Here is a 16909-nt window from a genome sequence, read left to right as displayed (position 1 = left end):
CGCCGCCCTCGGCCTCGACATCACCGTCACCCCGCGAGAAGAGACCGCTTGACCTCTACCAACGCGCATCAACTCAGGCCATTTTCAAGAGAGCACATGAGTTGAGACCGGGTCCGGTCAGGGACGGGCACCCTCCCCGGTGAGGATCCGCTCGCGCGCGGCCTGCCGGAGGCTCGTCCCGAAACTCTTTCACCCACCGACCCGCCCCCAGGGAGTTCCCGTATGCGCGCCCGACGCCGCACGACCGTCCTCGCCGCCGCACTCGTCCTGGCCCTCGCGACGGCCGGACCGCTGGCCGCGGCCCCCGCCTTCGCCGCACCCGTGGCCCGGCCGACGAGCACGCTCGACGAGCAGGCCCTCGCCGCCGCGATCGCCGGCCTCCCCGACGCCGACGCGACCGCCGCCCTCGTCCGTGTCGGCGGCACGGACGGCACCTGGCGCGGCAGCTCGGGCGTGCACGACCTGGAGAGCGGTACGGCGGCGGACCCGGACGGCCGGTTCCGGGCCGGGTCGACGACGAAGGTGGTGACGGCGGCGGCCGTGCTGCGGCTGGCGGCCGAGGGGAGGATCGACCTCGACCGGCCGATCCAGCGCTACCTTCCGGGCCTGCTCGGCAGGCAGTTCCGGCCGGTCACGGTGCGGCAGCTGCTCAACCACACCAGCGGCATCCCGGCCGGGGACGGCCTCGGCACGACCTTCGAGGAGGTGTACGCCCATCGCTTCGACACGCTCACCCCGCAGCGGGTGGCAGCATCGGCGGGGGCGAAGAAGCCCGAGTTCCGCCCCGGGAAGAAGCAGCACTACCTCAACATCAACTACACGTTCCTGGGGCTGCTGATCGAGAAGGTGACCGGGCGGTCGTACGCCTCCGAGGCGACGCGGCTGGTGCTGGCGCCGGCCGGGATGCGGGACACGTACTTCCCGGGCACCGACCCACGCATCCTCGGCCCGCACAACCTCGGCTACCAGGCGGTGGAGAAGGCCGACGGGACGACGGAGTTCCTGGACGTCACCGAGTGGAACCAGGCGGACCGGTTCGCGGCCGGGGACATGATCTCCACGACCGCCGACCTGGAGCGGCTGCTCGTCGCCCTCTTCAAGGGCCGGATCGTGCCGGAGCCGCAGCTCCAGGAGATGTTCACGGTCCCGGCGGACATCCCCGGCGCCGCCTACAGCGCGGGGCTCACACGGTTCGAACTCGGCGGGCGGGTCTACTGGTTCAAGTCGGGCGGCCGCTACGGCTACAACGCGGCGATCGCCGCCACCCGCGACCTCGGCCGCACCCTCGTCTACTCGGTCAACGCGACGGACGCGAAGAGCGAGGACGCGAACCCGGTCGTCGGCCGGATCATCGCGGCCGCCCTCCGGTGAGCGACGGGGCGGGATGACCAGGTACCCCCAGGGGGTATATTCTCATCTCCAGGACACCCCCCTGGGGTACCCAGCGACGACGGGAGCCCGCCATGAAACCCCTCCGGACGATCAGCTCGTTCTCCGCCGCGCTCGCCGTGGTCTTCGGCGCCGCCTACGGCATCGGGGCGGCGGTCGGGCCGGGCTCACCGCCGGCCGGGCCCTCCGGCCACGGTCAGGCGCACTCCGAGGCGGCGGAGTCCGTCGACCTCACCCCCGCCGGACTCCAGGTCTCCCAGGGCGGCTACACGCTCGGCCTGGAGACCCGGAGCCTCGCCGCCGGCCGCCCCGGCATCCTGCGCCTCACCGTCCGGGACGCGCACGGGCAACCGGTCACCGCCTACGCGACCGAGCACACCAAGAAGCTCCATCTGATCGTCGCCTCCCGCGAGCTCACCGCCTACCGCCATCTCCACCCCACCCGGGCCGCGGACGGCACCTGGAGCACCCCGGTCGACCTCCCGGCGGCGGGCTCCTACCGGGTCTTCGCCGACTTCCGCCCGGCCGGGGCGGAGGAGGGCCTCACCCTGGGCGCCGACCTCACCGTCACCGGGCGGTACACGGCGACCGCGCCGCCCGCACCCTCCGCCACCACCACCGTCGACGGCTACACCGTCACCCTCGACGGCGGCCTGCGGGCCGGGGCGGAGAGCGACCTCACCTTCACCGTCACGCGCGGCGGCCGCCCGGTCACCGCCCTCGAGCCCTACCTCGGCGCCCACGGCCATCTGGTCGCCCTGCGCGCGGGCGACCTCGCCTATCTGCACGTGCACCCGCGCGACGAGGCGACGGCGGGCCGTACCTCGGGCCCGGACGTCTCCTTCGCCGCGACCACGCCCAGCGCGGGCACCTACCGCCTCTTCCTGGACTTCAAGGCGGCCGGAACCGTCCACACGGCGGCCTTCACCGTGCGCACCGCGCACTAGGGGGTGTGCCTCAGGGGTGTGCCTCACCTCAGCGGATCCTCCGGCGCCACGTTCCGGACGCCCGGCAGGTGCCCGTCCAGCTCCCCCGGCTCGAAGCGGCACATGCCGACCGCGTGCCAGAACTCGCCGGTGACGTCGCCCTCGTACTTGTAGCCGCCGGAAGGCGCCAGCGCGGCCCAGCCGCCGGGCAGCCCGACCAGGGTGGCGCGCGGGACCGCCGGGCCGTCGGCCGGGACGTCCCACAGCCGGACCGTGCCGTCCTCGCCGCCGCCGGCCAGCAGCGAGCCGTCGGGGCTGAAGGCGACCGCCAGGACCCGTCCGGTGTGGCCGCTCAGCACCGCCTTCTCCCGGCCGGTGTGGGCGTCCCACAGCCGGACCGTGCGGTCGTCGCCGGCCGTCGCCAGCAGCGGGCGCAGCGGATGCGCGGCGGCCGTCCACAGCTTGCCGGTGTGCGCGGACAGCCGGTGCACGGCCACCCCGTCCCGCCAGATCACCGCGTCCCCGTCCCAGGAGGCGCTGGCGAGCCAGGAGCCGTCGGCGGCGAACGCCACCGCGTACACCCGGTCGGTGTGCCCGTCGAGGACGGCGGTGATCCGGCGCTCGTCCAGCTGCCACAGCCGCACCCGGCGGTCGTCGCAGCCGGTGGCGAGGACCTGCCCGTCGGGCCGGAACGCGATGGAGCGGACCCGGCCGAAGTGCTCGCCGACGGTGACGACATGGGCGCCGGTGGCCCGGTACCAGAGGCGGACGGTGTCGTCGTCGTTGGCGGTGGCGAGGAGGTCGCCGTCGGGGCTGAACGCCTCGGCCCAGACGTGGTCGGTCTCCACGTCCATCTCGCGCTGGTACTCGCCCGTCGAGGCGTTCCACAGATACATGTCGCCGTCGCTGCTCGCCGTGGCGAGCAGGCTGCCGCCCGGACTGAACACGGCCGAGACCAGCCGGTCGCTCTGGCCGGTCAGCTCCCGCAGCCGCCGCCCGGTGCCGGAGTCCCACAGCCGGATCACGCCGTCGTTGCCGCCCGCCGCCAGTATCGAGCCGTCGGAGCTGAAGGAGAGCGTGCCGATCCGCCGCCCATGGCCGCGCAGGATGCGCCGGCCCTGACTGGTGGCGGGGTCGTGCAGCCGTACGACCCCGTCGTTGCCGCCCGTCACGAGGAGGGCGCCGGTGTCCGGGGCGGGGGTGTCGCCGTGCGGGCGGAACTTGCAGACCCAGACCGAGCCGCGATGCTCGGCGGGCTGCCGGGTGAGCGGCACCGCCACCGGGTCGGCGCCCGGCTCGACCCGCCAGAGCCGGACCACGCCCTGACTGTCCCCGGCGGCGAGCAGGGTGCCGTCCGGGGCGAAGAGCACCTGGTAGACGGCGCCCCGGCAGCCGCCGAGCAGCCCGGCGCCGGTCCCCTCGGCCAGGTCCCACAGCCGCACCTCCCCCTCGGTGTCGCCGCTCACCAGGTAGCGGCCGCCGGGGTGGAAGTCGAGGGTGTAGACCCGGCCGGTGTGCCCGGTGAACTCGTGCCGCAGGCTGCGGTCGGCGGCGTTCCAGACCCGCACCGTGCCGCCCTGCCGGTCGTCGCCGCGGTCGGCGGTGGCCAGCAGGGTGCCGTCCGGGCTGAACCGCGCCCGGTACACCGCGTCCTGATGGCCCGGGAGTTCACCGGTCCACCGCCCGGTCGCGACGTCCCACAGCCGTACGGAGGGGGAGGCGTCCCCGGTGACCAGGGTGGCGCCGCCCGGGTCGAAGGCCACGGTGTAGACGGGTGCGGAGTGGCCGGGCAGCCGGTGCAGCGGGGTGCCCGTGGCGGTGTCCCAGACGGTGACCACGCCCTCGGCGTCCCCGGTGGCCAGCAGGGTGCCGCCGGCGTCCAGGGTGAGGGGCCACACCCCGCGCGGATGGATGTCCAGCACCTGCAGACAGCGCCCGGAGACCGGGTCCCACAGGCGTACGGTCCCGTCGGCGCTGCCGGTGGCGAGGACCCGCGCGCGGAACTTGACGGCGTAGACGCGGTCGGTGTGGCCCTCCAGGGTGCGCAGGGCGGTGCCGGTGGCGGCGTCGCAGACCAGCACCCCGCCGTCCTCGGCGCCGACGGCGAGGAGTTCGCCGTCGAGGCTGTAGGAGATCGGTTCGGGCAGCCGGCTGGTGCGCATGTCGAAGCCGTACGGCATGCCCACCGCGGAGGGCCGGAAGCCGGAGTCGACGGCCATGCCGGGGGCCAGGGCGGCGGCGGCCAGTTCGGGCGCGCGCAGCAGCCGGGGCTCGACGGTGGCGGCGATCAGGGCGGCGCGCTGCCAGCGGCCGCCCTCGACCCGGGCGCCGGTCAGGTCGGTGCGGATCAGCCGGGCGCGGCGCAGGTCGGCGCCGCGCAGATCGGCGTCGGAGAGGTCGGCGCCGTCCAGCCGGGCGCCGGTCAGCCGGGCGTCGCGCAGGACCGCCCCGGCCAGGTTGGCACCGATCAGCCGGGCGTCGGTGAGGTCGGCGCGGGTGAGGTCCACACCGGAGAAGTCGCGGTACGAGAGATCCTCCCCGGCGAGCGCGGCCCCGCGCAGATCGGTGTGGGCGGGCACCCGCAGCCGGGAGAGGATCTTCACGGCGTTGGCGCGGGCCACCTCGTCCTCGTCGCCGTCGAGGGTGCGCTCGGCCCACTCCTGGCAGGCGCGGTGGTCGGCGAGGTCGCACAGGAACTCCACGGCGAGCTGGCTGAGCCGGCGCCGGGCGAGCAGGGCGCTGTCCCCGCCGACCAGCCGGTTCGCGCACTCGCGGGCGATGAGCCACTCCACCACCGAGCCGTGGATGAACCGGAACACGCCGTCCTCGCTGCGCACCAGCAGACTGCCGGAGCCGACGGCGTGCGCGGCCTGCCCCGGGGAGAGCCGGCTCGCGGCGAGCCCGGTGAGGGTCTCGGCCACATCGGTCAGCTCGTCGAGCCGCAGCGACTCCTGGCCGGTCTGCCACAGGCGCAGGGCGAGCGCGGTGACCGCGGTCCACAGCTGGTCGATGCCGAGTCCGGGGGCGCGGCCGGGACCGCCCGTGGCGCGCTGCTCCTCGAAGGTCAGCCAGGCGGTGAGGACCTCCTGGTAGAGCCCGGCGGGGCTGAGGGCGCGGCCGGCTCCGGCGACCGCACGCAGCTGGTCGTCGTCGAGGTCGGCGACGAAGCCGAGGAGACGGGGGTTGCGGCACAGGGCGAGCAGATCGGGGATGGCGTCGAGCAGCCGGACCCGGCGGTCGGCGGCGCGTTCGTCGCCGTCGTAGCGGTTGACCAGGTAGGCGCGGATCTGCTGGGGGGTGAACTCCTGCACGGCGAGGACCCGGCGGTGCGGGAGCATGCCGACGCGTTCGCCGAGGGCGGTGAGGACCTGGCCCTGGGAGCGGAAGTGCTGGGTGCGGCTGCTGACGACGATCTTGGCGCTGTCCACGGCGGAGTCCAGCAGCACCTGGAGGCGTTCGGCGGCGCGGTCGTAGGTGACGCGGGTGACGAGTTCGTCGAAGCCGTCGAAGAGCAGCACGATCCGGCCCTGCTGGAGCATGTACCGGAAGGCCCGCAGGTCGATGTTGTCGACGCCGTGCGCGGCGAGATGGGCGGCGACCAGGCCCTCGAAGGAGTAGGCGCGGTCGAGGGTGTTCAGCTCCACCAGCACGGGGACCAGGTGCGGCAGTTCGGCGGGCACGCGGCGGGCCAGCTCGCGCAGCGCGAACGTCTTGCCGTGGCCGAAGTCGCCGAGCAGCAGCAGGAAGCGGCCCTGGTCGGAGTCGAGGAGGCGGAGCATGGCGTCGACCAGTCCGTCGCGGTCCTCGGCGTCGAGCCGTTCGATCTCGCGGTACCGCTGCGGGAGGTACATGCCCGGGGGGTAGCGGGGGTCGGTGCGCAGCCGTTCGCTCTGGGCGCCGACGTAGCCGCGCAGGTCGAGCAGGCCCTGGAACTCGGTGAAGCTGCGCACCCGGACGCCTCTGCGGCGGGCGAGGTCCCTCAGTTCGCGGGCGGGCGGGGGGCCGTCGTGGACGAGTTCGGCCTCGGTCTCGGAGTCGGCGGCGTGCACCAGGGCGACGACCCGGTCGACGTCCTGCGCAGTGGGGGTGCCGGGGTGGACGGCGACGCGCTGCTGGCGGACGAAGCCCGACTGGGTCCAGGTGACGAGGAGCTGGGGCACGGGTCCGTCGACCGGGCGGATCTGGGCGCCCTCGTGCCGGGTGCGGCAGACCTCGGCGACCCGGGCGAGCAGTATCTCGGCCGGGGACTGCACGGCGCGGGGCTCGGGGTCGGGGGCGTCGGCCGCCTCCGGGTCGGGGGCGGTGGGGTCGGCGGGGCCGAAGGCGCGGTGGGCGCGGTGCCATTCGACCCGGTCCTGCCGTGGTTCGCCGGGTCCCGGCCAGGTCGCGAGGCCGTCGCGGCCGATGCGCAGCAGCCGGTGCCGGGCGGGTCCTTCGGTGCCGAGCAGGGGCAGTTCGCCGGTGGCGGTGGCAAGCAGCGGGCGGGCGCCGGGTCCGGCCGGGCCGTGCAGCAGCAGATGGAGGCGGGGTGCGGTGAGTCGGGCGAGGACGTCGGTGTCGCGCAGCGGGCCGGAGCCGTCCCGGGCGGCGGTGCGCAGGACGCCCTGCGGGGTGGTGCCGGGGGCGTGGCGCAGGGCGCCGATCCGCAGCCAGCCCTCCTGTTCGTAGGGTCTGAGGGCCTGGGCGAACCAGGCGGCCTGCTCGCGGCCGACCATGCCGTACTGGTCGTCGAGGCGGTGGCTGTACGCCATGGAGGAGTTGAGGCCGGCGACGACGGTGTGCAGTTCGGGCACCGGGAAGAGGGTCCAGGGCTGGTCGCTGTCGAAGACGACGTCGAGCCCCTGGTAGAGCTCCTGGAAGACGCGGGCGAAGTGGCGCCACTTGGGCCAGTAGGGCGGCCGGGGCGGCATCTCGTCGGCCTCGCAGGTGCTGAAGTAGGCGCGGCAGGCGGCCTGGTTGACGTCGTGGCCGCCGGGGACGAGGGCGACGCGGTGCGGTTCGAGGCCGAGCAGGGCGCGCAGTCCGGTGAGGAAGGCGAGCGCCTGGTCGAACTCGCGGGGGCTGCCGGAGGCGGTGAGGTCGCCGGTGACGACCAGCAGGTCCGGGGAGGGCGCCCCGGAGTCGGTGAGCTCGACGAGGTCGCCCCAGATCGCCGCCTGGAGTTCGGCGGGGTCCTGGCCGCGGCCGAAGACGGGTCCGGCCAGATGCAGCACGGTGACCGCCTCGCGGGCCGCCGGGTCGGCGCCGGTGCGGGGGTAGGCCGGCGGGGCGGGGGGCCGGCGCCGGCCGGCCCAGCCGAGGCCGCCGAGCGGGCGGCCCGGCGGGGGTGCGACCGGTACGGCCGGTGCGGGCGGCACGGGCTGTCCCCCACCGGGGTAGCCGGGCCGCAGACTGGGGCGGGCCCGGCCGTCGAGGGCCTGCCGGACCCGGGTGAGCAGCAGGTCACGGGCGGCGGCCGGATCGGTCACCGGCACCAGGTCGACGTAGGTGATGGTGGCGAGGAGCCCCTCCACGGGGATGTCCTCGACCCGCACGGTGATCAGCCGCCGCTCGGGCACGTCCGGGTCGGCGCGCAGGGCGGCCTGCCACTCCATCCGGCCGTACCGTGACCGCTCGTAGTTCCTGGACAGTACGGCGATGACGGCCGCGGACTCGCTCACCCCCCGGTCCATGAAGTCGACGAAGTTGGTGCCCGGTACGAAGTCCCAGGCCTGGAGGACGGTCCGGTAGCCGGCCTCCTCCAGGGTCCAGGCGATCCAGGCCGCCCAGCGCTCGTCTGCGGGCGAGTAACTGACGAAGAAGTCCAACGGCCCGGTGTTCCCGGTCATCTGACGGTCCCCCATATATTCATGATGCAATGGACGAGCGTCGTTTTGGACTGATTTCACGCCAACCCCCCGGTCACGTGGGAGCACAACTGTGCGACCCTTCCCCCGTGGCTGTCTTACGGCGTCTGCACGTACTGGACCGGGTGGCGATCGGACTGCTCGCCACCGGACTGCTCTGTGTGGCCTCGGGGCTGCTGCCGGCCGCCGACGCGGGGGACGCGATGCGCCGGATCGCCCCGTTGCTGGCGTTCCTCGGCACGGTGATCGTGCTGGCCGAACTGACCAGCAGGGCCGAGGTGTTCGACGTGGTGGCGGCGCGGGTGGCCCGGGCCGGCCGGGGCAGTTACCCCCTCCTCTTCCTCCTCTGCGTGGCCTTCGCGTCGATCACGACGATCTCCCTCAACCTGGACACCACGGCGGTGCTCCTGACGCCCGTGATGCTGGCGCTGGCGGGCCGGGTCGGCATCGCGGCGGTGCCGCTGGCGATGACGACGGTGTGGCTGGCCAACACGGCGAGCCTGCTGCTGCCGGTCTCCAACCTGACGAACCTGCTGGCCGCGGACCGGGTGGCGCTGTCCTCCCTGGGCCTGGCCGGCCGGATGTGGGCCCCGCAACTGGCGGCGATCACGGTGACGATGGCCTGCCTGTGGGCCTTCTTCTGGCGCCGGGACCGCCGCCTTCCGGCGGCGAGGGGCCGCCCGGGGGGCGGGCCCGGGGCGGCACGGGCGGAGGAGGTACGGCCGGACGCGGCACGGGCGGACGCGGCACGGGCGGAGCCGGTAGGGGCCGACCGCTATGTGCCGCCCGGGGTGCACCGGCCCGCCGACCCCGTCGTGTTCCGGGCCTGTGCGCTCGCCTGCGGGGGCTTTCTGCTGGCCATCCTGGTCGCGGACGTGGAGCTGTGGGTGGCGTCGGCGACGGCCGCCGCGGTGGCCGTCGGGGCGTTCGCGGTGCGGGAGCGCAAGGCGCTGCGCTGGTCGCTCGTGCCGTGGCGGCTGCTGGTGATGGTGCCGGGGATGTTCCTGGTGGTGGAGACGGTCAACGCGCACGGGCTGCACGCCCTGCTGTCCTCCGCGGTCGGCCACGACGGCGGCACCCTGGGCCTGTTCCGCGCGGCGGCGGTCGGCGCGGGACTGTCGAACGTCCTGAACAACCTGCCGGTCTATCTGGCCGGCGAGGGCGCGGTCCCGGTGGGCAACCACGACCAGCTCCTGGCCCTGCTGATCGGCACCAACGCGGGCCCGGTGATCACCCCGTGGGCCTCCCTGGCGACCCTGCTCTGGTACGAGCGGTGCGTCGCGTACGGCGTACGGGTGCCGATGGCCCGGCTGATGGGCACGGGCGCGGTGCTGGCGGTCAGCGCGGTCGCGGCGTCGGTGACAGCGCTGGCACTGACCCGGTAGCGGTGGTGGCGACCAGGTCCAGCAGCCGGGGCAGGGTCTCGGGGCGGGCCGCGACGAAGGTGCGGTCGGTGTCGGGGCCGGTGAAGGAGGCCGGGAAGTCGCGGCCGTCCAGGTGGCGCAGGGTCACCCCGGCCTCGCGGGCCAGCAGGGCGCCGGCCGGGAGGTCGATCGCCTCGGCGCGGTAGCCGACGAAGCCGTCGATGTCGCCGCGGGCGAGCATGGTCCAGGCGACCAGGGGCGCCCAGAGCTGGAGCAGTCGGCGGGAGCGCAGTTCCAGGGTGTGGCGCAGGGCGCGGGCGGTGGGGTCGTCGCGGCGGACCGCGTGCCCCTGGGTCCAGGCGAGGAGGGGGCCGGCGGGGACGGGCGGACGGCGGACGGGGGTGAGCCTGCCGTCCGGGCCGTGGGTGCCGGCGCCGCGCACGGCCGACCAGGTGCGGCCGGTGAGCGGCTCGTGCACCACCCCGACCACCGGCAGCGCGTCGACGCACAGCGCGATGCCGACGACATAGACGGGCAGCCCGATCACCACGTTGTTGCTGCCGTCGAGGGGGTCCACGAGCCAGGTCCGGCCGCTTCCGTCCCCGGCCGCCGTGTCACCGGACTCCTCCGCGAGGATCCGGTCGTGCGGGAAGTCCTCCCGGATCCGGTCCACCACCAGCCGTTCGGCCAGCAGGTCCAGGTCGGTGACGACATCGCCGTTCTCGCCCTTGGGCCGGGCCGCGAAGCCGTCCGGGAAGCGCGGGCGCAGCAGGGCGCCCGCGGCCTCGGCGGCCGCCACCGCCGTACGGCACTCGGGGTCGAGGTCAGCCGGCGGACGGTGGTTCGGGCTCATGGATCCTCCTGAGCGCGGCCTGGGCGATCCGGGCGGTCTGGGCCGCGTCGCACATCCTGCGGACCACCCGGTGCCCCGGGGCCCGCAGCGGGCCCAGGGAGAGGTCCGCCCGGCCGGGCAGTGTCCGTCCCAGTACCAGGGTGGCGGTCGGACGGCCGTCCGGTACCACGGTGGTGTGGAACTCACCCGCCGGAAGGGCGTAGGTCTGGCCCCGGGAGCTGGTCTGGCCGGGGCCCGGCACACAGCGCACCAGCCTTCTGGTGGGCCGCAGTTCGTCCACGCCGGTGGAGCGGCTGAGCACCTCGAAGACCCGGTGGGTGGGTGCGGCGGCCTCCTCGGCCACGCCCATCCGCCGGTTGTCCAGCCGGCCGTACAGCACGGTGCTGATCAGGTCCCAGCTGTGCGAGTGCACCTGGTGATCGGTCAGGATCGGGTCCGTCGGTCCGAAGACATGGACGCAGACGCCGTCGGCTCCGTCCCGCAGGACGGGCAGACAGACGAACCCCAGTGGATGGCGCACCGCGCGCAGCACGCGGTGGCCGTTCACGACCTGTTGCAGTTCCGATGCGGCATGCCGCACCAGCTCGGCGGACTCACCCCGCCGGGCGGCCCGTTCCAGGGCCGGGTAGTCCATGGTCGCCCCCCAGGGCCGGATACGGACGCGCTCAGCTGCGGTAGGGGTCTTCGGCGTGCAGTGCCTTTTCGACGACCTCGCCGACGTCGCGGTCGGTGAAGCTGGTCGGCAGGGGCACCCCGAGCCGGTCCATGAGGCGTCTGACCTCGTCGACGGTGGGCTCGTCGCTCAGCTCGCAGGCCTCCCGCAGATCGAGCTTGACGCCCTGTTCGCGGCTCTGGTGCAGCTCGGTGACGTAGTAGTCGTACAGCGGCCGGTCCCGTTCCACGCAGAGGCTGACGCGGCGCGGGTCGTCCTGGGTGATGATCAGGCAGGTGTCGGAGAGGTCGAAGCGCAGGGCCGGGGCCACGGAGCTGAGGTGCACGTCGATCTCCAGGGTGTCCAGCCGCTGCCGGTGCCAGACTGCGGCGAGGACGGTGGCGTACGACTCCTTGCGGGTGCGTTCGGTGGTCCAGCCGCCGGCGTCGTCGTGGCCGAAGGTGCGACGGAAGCGGGCGTAGGCCTCGCAGACCCGGTCGTCGGCCGGGTTGACGATGTCGATCTTCATGCTGAGGGCGCGGCGCTGCCGCTGGGCCTCCAGGACGCACTGGGGCAGGGTGACGGCCCGGAGATAGGTGCCGGTGCCGCCCTTGAACACCCAGCGGGCGGTGGAGCGGCGGGCCCGTTCGTGGGCGAGGGTGACCTCGGGTCCGGCCAGGGAGCGCACCATGGCCAGGTCCTCGATGGCGCGGCCGGTCGCCGCGGTGGCGGCCCGGATGTCGGCCATCCGCCGCCGGCGCTCGGTCAGCGAGCCGTACACGAGCGCCGCCAGCACGAGCAGGATGGATCCGGTGACGACGTTGTTGTCGCGGTCGAAGGCCTGGCCGGTGATGTCCAGCAGACCGACGGTCAGGGCGACGCCGATGGCGACGACCCCGTCCGCGTTGCGGACGGTCCAGGCGATCGAGTCCTCCAGCCGGCGTCCCGGCGGCTGCGGTTGGCTGCGCGACACGTCCCCCACCCTCCCCCGACGGCGACTTCCAGGGTAGGAGCAGTGGCCGGTCCGCGGCTACGGCGTGTGAATCGGCCTCAACGGCGCGTACTCGACGCCGAGGGCACGCCGGACGGCGCCTCGGCGGTGGTGGAGCGGCGGGGGTCGGCGGCGGAAGGGCTGTCGGAGGCCTCGCGGGGGTCGGTGGTGCGGGACGCCTTGGTGGGGAGGGGGGTGGGGGTGTCCGGACGTTGGGTCGTCGAGGTGTCCGGCACGGCGGAGGGGACCGCGCTGGCCGACCGGTCCGGTCCGGTCGACGGGCTGCTCGCCGGGGGCGGGGCGAGCGGGACGGTGGGGCGGGCGGGGGCGTCGTGCGCGGTCAGCCGCAGTGGCAGCAGGACGGCGAGCGCGGCGACGGCGCAGGTGGCGCCGACCCCGGCGGCGGTGCGCAGCAGCCTGCGGCGGGAGGCGCCGCGGCGGATCTGCTCGTAGCGGCCGGGCGGCGGCGCGAGGTGGCCGGCGGCGGGGCGCAGGATGACGGTGAGCGGGTCGTCGGGGTCGGGGCGGTCGAGGTCCGGGCCGTCGTCGAAGTCGTCAGCGGGTGTGATCAAGGCTTCTCCTCAAGTGGGCGCGGAGCAGTTCGCGGGCCGCGTGCAGGTCGGCCTTGACGGTTCCTTCCTTGCGCCCGGTCAGCACGGACACCTCCCGGATCGGCATGTCAGCGTAGTAGTGCAGCATGATCGGCACGCGCAGCCGGTCCGGCAGCGACTGCACGAGCAGCCGGACCGAGGGGTCGTGCGGTTCGGCGGGCGGCAGCGCCGCGGCCTCGGCGGTGGCCCGGCGCACGGCCCGCCGTTCGCGCTCCAGCTTGCGCCAGTGGTCGCGGACCAGGTTGGCGGCGGTGACGTAGAGGAAGCCCTGGGGTTCCGTGACGGACGTCCAGCGGGCCCAGAGCCGGGTGAAGGCCTCCGAGGCGATCTCATGGGCGGTCCCGTCGTCGTCGACGAGCCGGCGGCACCAGCCGGCGAGGCGGGGGTAGAGGGCGGCGAACAGGTCGGACGCCGCCCTCTCGCGCTCCCGGGAGCGCGCGGGCCGTTTCAACGTTCTCCCGCGGTGGTCTGGGTGGAGTCCGGGGTCAGCGCGGCGAAGACGATCACGTTGTCGCGGTAGCCGTCCCCGCTGCGGGGACCGCCGCAGGTGATGAGACGCAACTCGGGCCGGTCCACGTTCCCGTAGACGTCCTCGGTCGGGAACTCCGCCTTGTCGACGGTGCGTACCTCGGTGACGGCGAACTCGGCCGTCGTGCCGTTCCCCAGGCGCGCCGCGATCCGGTCGCCCCGGTGCAGCCGGTCGAGGTGCCGGAAGACACCGTCGCCGTACTCGCCGACGGTGACATGGCCGAGGATCACCGACGGTCCGGTCTGGCCCGGGGTCGGCGAGTGGCCGTACCAGCCCGCCCGGTCGTGCGCCTCGACCGGCGGCACCTCCACGGTGCCGTCGGCCCGCAGTCCCAGCCGCATCAGCGGGGTGTCGACCCCGATGGCCGGGATGCGCAGCGCGACCGGGACCGAGCGCGCGAGGGGGCGCGCGGCCTGGGCGGTGCGGGTCGGGGAGGCCGAGGGCGTGCCGGGGGCGGCGGAGGTGCCGCTCCCGTCGGTGGTGCGGCCGGCCGGGCCGCCGCAGGCCGTCAGCAGGACGGTGAGGGCCGCGGCGGCCAGGGCGCGCCTGGAGAGCGGGCTCATGCGCCGGTCGCCCTCCGGCGCCGTACGACGAGGAAGCCCGCGCCGGCCGCGGCGAACACGGCGGCGGCCGCCCCGCCGCCGATCAGCGTGCCGTGGCCCGCGGAGTCCTCCCCGACCCCGGTCTCGGCGGCGCCCCTCGGCACGACGCCGACCTGACTGGGCACGGCCGAGGGGGCCTTGGTGGCTTCCCGGGGGGAGTCGGTGGCCCCGGTGTCCTCGGCCGCCGAGGGGACGGCGCTGGCCTTGGTCGCCTCGCCGGCGCTGGGGACCGCGGACGGCGCCGCGTCGGCGAAGGCCGGGGCCGCGCCGCCCGCCAGGAGGGCGGTGCCGAGGGCCAGGGCGGCGACGCCCGTTCGGGACATGAGTCGCATCTGTCGCTCTCTTTCGTCGGTACGTTGACGGATCGAGCGGAGAGACGAGGCAGCCCGGACCCGGGTTGTAAAGAACTGGCAAAGCGAGAAATGCTGTCCTCCTCCGAGGAATGAGAGGGAAGTTCGATGAACGCTCGTTCGGTACGCGGTGCGGTGGCGGTCGCCGCCTCCCTGTGCGCGCTGGTCGCGCTCGCCGCGTGCACGGTCCGGCCCGACACCGGCGCCCAGGACGTGAGCGGCGCGCCCGCGCAGGCGAGGAACCTGAAGGTCGGCTGGTCGACGACCTCGCTGACCACCGCGTGGATGAGCCAGACGCTGACGACGCTCCAGGGGGACGTCGACCGGCTGCGAGCGGCGGGCAAGGTCGGCTCGTTCCAGGCCTTCGACGCGGGCGACGACATCACGCGCCAGATCGAGCAGATCCGCGCCATGATCCGGCAGACGTACGACGTGATCCTGGTCGACGCCGGTTCGCCGACCGCGCTCGACCCGGTGCTGGCGGAGGCCGTCGCCGCCGGGATCACCGTGGTCGCCTTCGACTCGCTGCCGACCAGCCCCGTGGTCCTCAAGGTCGGCACCGACCAGTGGGCCTGGGGCACGATGCTGGCCGACTGGCTGGTGGACGCGCTCGGCGGCCGGGGCGACATCATCGCCATGACCGGCCCCGCCGCGACCGCGGGCGGCGACGAGCGGTGGGCGGGGGCCGCCGCGGTCTTCGCGCGCCACCCCGGGATCAGGGTCGTCGAGACCGTGCACAGCCCGAACTCCGTGACCCCCGCCGCCCGGGCCTTCGCCTCGGCGTACGCCGAACACCCGGACGTCCGGGGCGTCTTCACCTCGGGCGGGACGCTGTCTGCGGCCGCGCTGCGGACCCTGACCGAGGAGGGCGGCAGGCTCGTCCCGGTCGCCGGCGAGAACTACAACGGGTTCCTGAAGCTCTGGCGGAGCAAGCAGGCGGAAGGATTCTCCGCCCTGGCCACGGCACAGCCCGCCTACCTCTCGGTGATCGCCCTGGAGGCGGCCGTCGCCCAGCGCGAGGGGGTCAAGGTGCCCGCGGCCATCGACGTCCCGCTCCCCCGGATCACCGACGACAACCTCGCCGGGTACGCCGAGCCCGGCGCGCCCGACGACCTCTACCCCGTCGACGCCCTCCCGCAGGCCGGGATCGACCGGCTGATCGGCAGAGCACCGCACTCGTGAGGAAGGTGTAAGCGTTTTCTGAAGCTGTGCCGCGCATTGCGGAGCAATGAGGGAGTAATGCGGGAGCGCCTTGCGACCGCCTCCCCCGTGCCGTAAGCACGTGCATCATGAACCTGTTCAACCGTGCTGCGTCCCGGCGCCGCCCGGCACCCCCCACATACCCCCAACTCCCGTACCAGCCACCGCCGTTCACCCCGGACGGCGGTCCGGCGCCCGATCCGCGGCTGGCCGCGCTGACCGGCGAGTGGATGATCGACCCGACCCACAGCCGGATCGGTTTCTCCGTGCGCCACGCCCTGGTGACGACCGTGCGCGGCGCCTTCACCGAGTACCGCAGCCGCCTCTGGTTCGACGGACGCGACCCGGCCCGCTCCCGCGCGGAGATCGTGCTGTCCACGGCGTCCGTCCGGACCGGTGTGGAGCAGCGCGACGCCCATCTGACCGGGCGTGACTTCCTGGACGCCACGGCCCATCCCCGGATGCGCTTCGTCAGTACGGCGGTGCGGCTGACGGGTGCCGACGTCTACCGCATGACCGGCGACCTCACCCTCAAGGGCACCACCGGCCCCGTCGAGCTGGAGCTGACCTATCTCGGCCACGTCGTCGACGCCTTCGGGGACGAGCGGGTCGGCTTCGACGGCACGACCACCATCAACCGGTCCGAGTGGGGGCTGACGTACGACCAGCGGCTGGCCGAGGGCGGCGCGATGGTGAGCGAGAAGGTACGGCTCCAGTTCGACATCGCCGCCCTCCGCACGATCCCCGGCGACTGAGGGGCACGGCGCACGCCTCGGGAGCCGGACCGTTCAGGAGCCGTCGACCGACCGGGCCAGCGCTTCGGCCGCCGCCGTGAGCTCCGCGTGGATCGCCCGCTCGTGCGGCAGCAGGTCCTGCTGTCTGCCGACCACGGACACCGCGGCCCGGATGTGCCCGCCGGCGTCCCGCACGGGCACGGCGTACTCGGTGACGCCGTGCTCGAACTCGCCGTGGGCCGCGACGACCCCCCGCAGCCGGTCGCGGTCGCCCGCGGCGACGAGTTCGGCGACCGAGCGGGCGGCGTTGGGGCCGCCGACACCGATCAGCTCGTAGTCGTCGAGGAGCGTGGTCAGTTCCTCGGCGGTGTGGTCGAGGAGGAGCGCGCGGCCCGCGCCGGTGCACCAGCACGGGGTGACGAGACTCGCCCGGCCGAGCCAGTCCGGGGCCGTGCCCGCGGCGGACTCGGACCGCAGCAGCCGTACCTGCACCCCGTCGCGGACCGAGAGCCGCGCACCGGCCCCGTACGCGACCGCGATCCGGCGCAGGACCGGACGGCTGCGGCGCAGCAGCCCGGGGTGCAGGGACGCGGCCACCGCGAAGAACGACTCGCCGGCCCGCAGCGTCGCGTCCTCACGGCGTTCGAGGAAGCCCTTGTCGACGAGGTCCTGGGTGGTCCGGGAGGCCTTGCTCCGCTCCACGCCGACCTCGTCGGCGAGCCGGCTGACGTTGAAGCCGCTCCGGCCGGACGTCTCCCGGTCCAGTACCGCGCTCACCATCCGCAGGGCCATGCGCAGGGAGGAGGCCGTGGTCGGGCCCGGGGGCCGACCGGGCACGGGGCCGTTCGTCGTCACCTCGGCA

General features: G+C 74.5%; 14 protein-coding genes. 5 read left to right on the top strand and 9 right to left on the bottom strand.

The genetic code is table 11. The annotated features are described in order from the left end of the window. Positions 1 to 222 precede the first annotated feature (222 nt). On the top strand, positions 223 to 1371 hold the full coding sequence (locus ABZ490_RS49405) for a serine hydrolase domain-containing protein (RefSeq protein WP_359006670.1): 1149 nt from the start codon (positions 223 to 225) through the stop codon (positions 1369 to 1371). Positions 1372 to 1463: 92 nt separating this feature from the next. Beyond that, entirely contained in the window at positions 1464 to 2336 is an 873-nt protein-coding gene (locus ABZ490_RS49400) for a hypothetical protein (protein WP_359006667.1), read from the top strand. A 23-nt stretch (positions 2337 to 2359) separates the two neighbouring features. Here the strand turns inward: ABZ490_RS49400 and ABZ490_RS49395 are convergent, their stop codons facing one another. Beyond that, positions 2360 to 8158, bottom strand: coding sequence for a TIR domain-containing protein (locus ABZ490_RS49395; protein WP_359006664.1), 5799 nt, complete (start codon positions 8156 to 8158; stop codon positions 2360 to 2362). 92 nt (positions 8159 to 8250) lie between these two features. Between ABZ490_RS49395 and ABZ490_RS49390 the strand changes: the two genes are divergently transcribed. Further along, on the top strand, positions 8251 to 9546 hold the full coding sequence (locus ABZ490_RS49390) for an SLC13 family permease (protein ID WP_359006660.1): 1296 nt from the start codon (positions 8251 to 8253) through the stop codon (positions 9544 to 9546). On the opposite strand, the gene ABZ490_RS49385 is transcribed toward ABZ490_RS49390, so the two are convergent. The 7 genes from ABZ490_RS49385 to ABZ490_RS49355 all read right to left on the bottom strand — a co-directional run bounded on the left by ABZ490_RS49385 (position 9500) and on the right by ABZ490_RS49355 (position 14086). Beyond that, positions 9500 to 10378 (bottom strand): inositol monophosphatase, encoded by an 879-nt coding sequence (locus ABZ490_RS49385; RefSeq protein WP_359006656.1) that lies wholly within the window; start codon positions 10376 to 10378, stop codon positions 9500 to 9502. The genes ABZ490_RS49390 and ABZ490_RS49385 overlap by 47 nt on opposite strands. Then, positions 10350 to 11012 (bottom strand): hypothetical protein, encoded by a 663-nt coding sequence (locus tag ABZ490_RS49380; RefSeq protein WP_359006653.1) that lies wholly within the window; start codon positions 11010 to 11012, stop codon positions 10350 to 10352. Before ABZ490_RS49380 ends, ABZ490_RS49385 begins: the two co-directional genes overlap by 29 nt. Before the next feature lie 31 nt (positions 11013 to 11043). After that, positions 11044 to 12003 carry a hypothetical protein gene (locus ABZ490_RS49375; protein ID WP_359006650.1) on the bottom strand — a complete coding sequence of 320 codons (960 nt, stop codon included), beginning with the start codon at positions 12001 to 12003 and terminating at the stop codon, positions 11044 to 11046. A gap of 77 nt (positions 12004 to 12080) precedes the next feature. After that, entirely contained in the window at positions 12081 to 12593 is a 513-nt protein-coding gene (locus ABZ490_RS49370; RefSeq protein WP_359006647.1) for a hypothetical protein, read from the bottom strand. Further along, a complete protein-coding gene (locus tag ABZ490_RS49365) occupies positions 12577 to 13083 on the bottom strand; it encodes an RNA polymerase sigma factor (protein ID WP_359006644.1) in 507 nt (168 codons plus the stop codon). The genes ABZ490_RS49370 and ABZ490_RS49365 overlap by 17 nt, the downstream gene beginning before the upstream one ends. Beyond that, a complete protein-coding gene (locus tag ABZ490_RS49360; protein WP_359006641.1) occupies positions 13080 to 13724 on the bottom strand; it encodes a class F sortase in 645 nt (214 codons plus the stop codon). Before ABZ490_RS49360 ends, ABZ490_RS49365 begins: the two co-directional genes overlap by 4 nt. Beyond that, positions 13721 to 14086 carry a sortase-dependent protein gene (locus ABZ490_RS49355; protein ID WP_359006638.1) on the bottom strand — a complete coding sequence of 122 codons (366 nt, stop codon included), beginning with the start codon at positions 14084 to 14086 and terminating at the stop codon, positions 13721 to 13723. The genes ABZ490_RS49360 and ABZ490_RS49355 overlap by 4 nt, the downstream gene beginning before the upstream one ends. Positions 14087 to 14221: 135 nt before the next feature. Here ABZ490_RS49355 and ABZ490_RS49350 point away from each other — a divergent pair, with 135 nt between their 5' ends. Together ABZ490_RS49350 and ABZ490_RS49345 are read left to right on the top strand one after the other, a co-directional pair. Then, positions 14222 to 15295 carry a substrate-binding domain-containing protein gene (locus ABZ490_RS49350; protein ID WP_359006636.1) on the top strand — a complete coding sequence of 358 codons (1074 nt, stop codon included), beginning with the start codon at positions 14222 to 14224 and terminating at the stop codon, positions 15293 to 15295. A gap of 107 nt (positions 15296 to 15402) precedes the next feature. Continuing rightward, positions 15403 to 16068 carry a YceI family protein gene (locus tag ABZ490_RS49345; RefSeq protein ID WP_359006633.1) on the top strand — a complete coding sequence of 222 codons (666 nt, stop codon included), beginning with the start codon at positions 15403 to 15405 and terminating at the stop codon, positions 16066 to 16068. A 33-nt stretch (positions 16069 to 16101) separates the two neighbouring features. Here ABZ490_RS49345 and ABZ490_RS49340 read toward each other — a convergent pair whose 3' ends face one another. Beyond that, the gene (locus tag ABZ490_RS49340) at positions 16102 to 16902 is read right to left on the bottom strand and encodes an IclR family transcriptional regulator C-terminal domain-containing protein (RefSeq protein ID WP_359006630.1); all 801 of its coding nucleotides are present in this window, start codon (positions 16900 to 16902) and stop codon (positions 16102 to 16104) included. Positions 16903 to 16909 lie beyond the last annotated feature (7 nt).

Origin of the sequence: Streptomyces sp. NPDC005811 (genome assembly GCF_040630405.1) — a bacterium.
Classification (GTDB): Bacteria; Actinomycetota; Actinomycetes; order Streptomycetales; family Streptomycetaceae; genus Streptomyces.
Note: the sequence above shows the minus strand (reverse complement) of the source record. Positions and strands in the feature narration are given on the sequence as shown.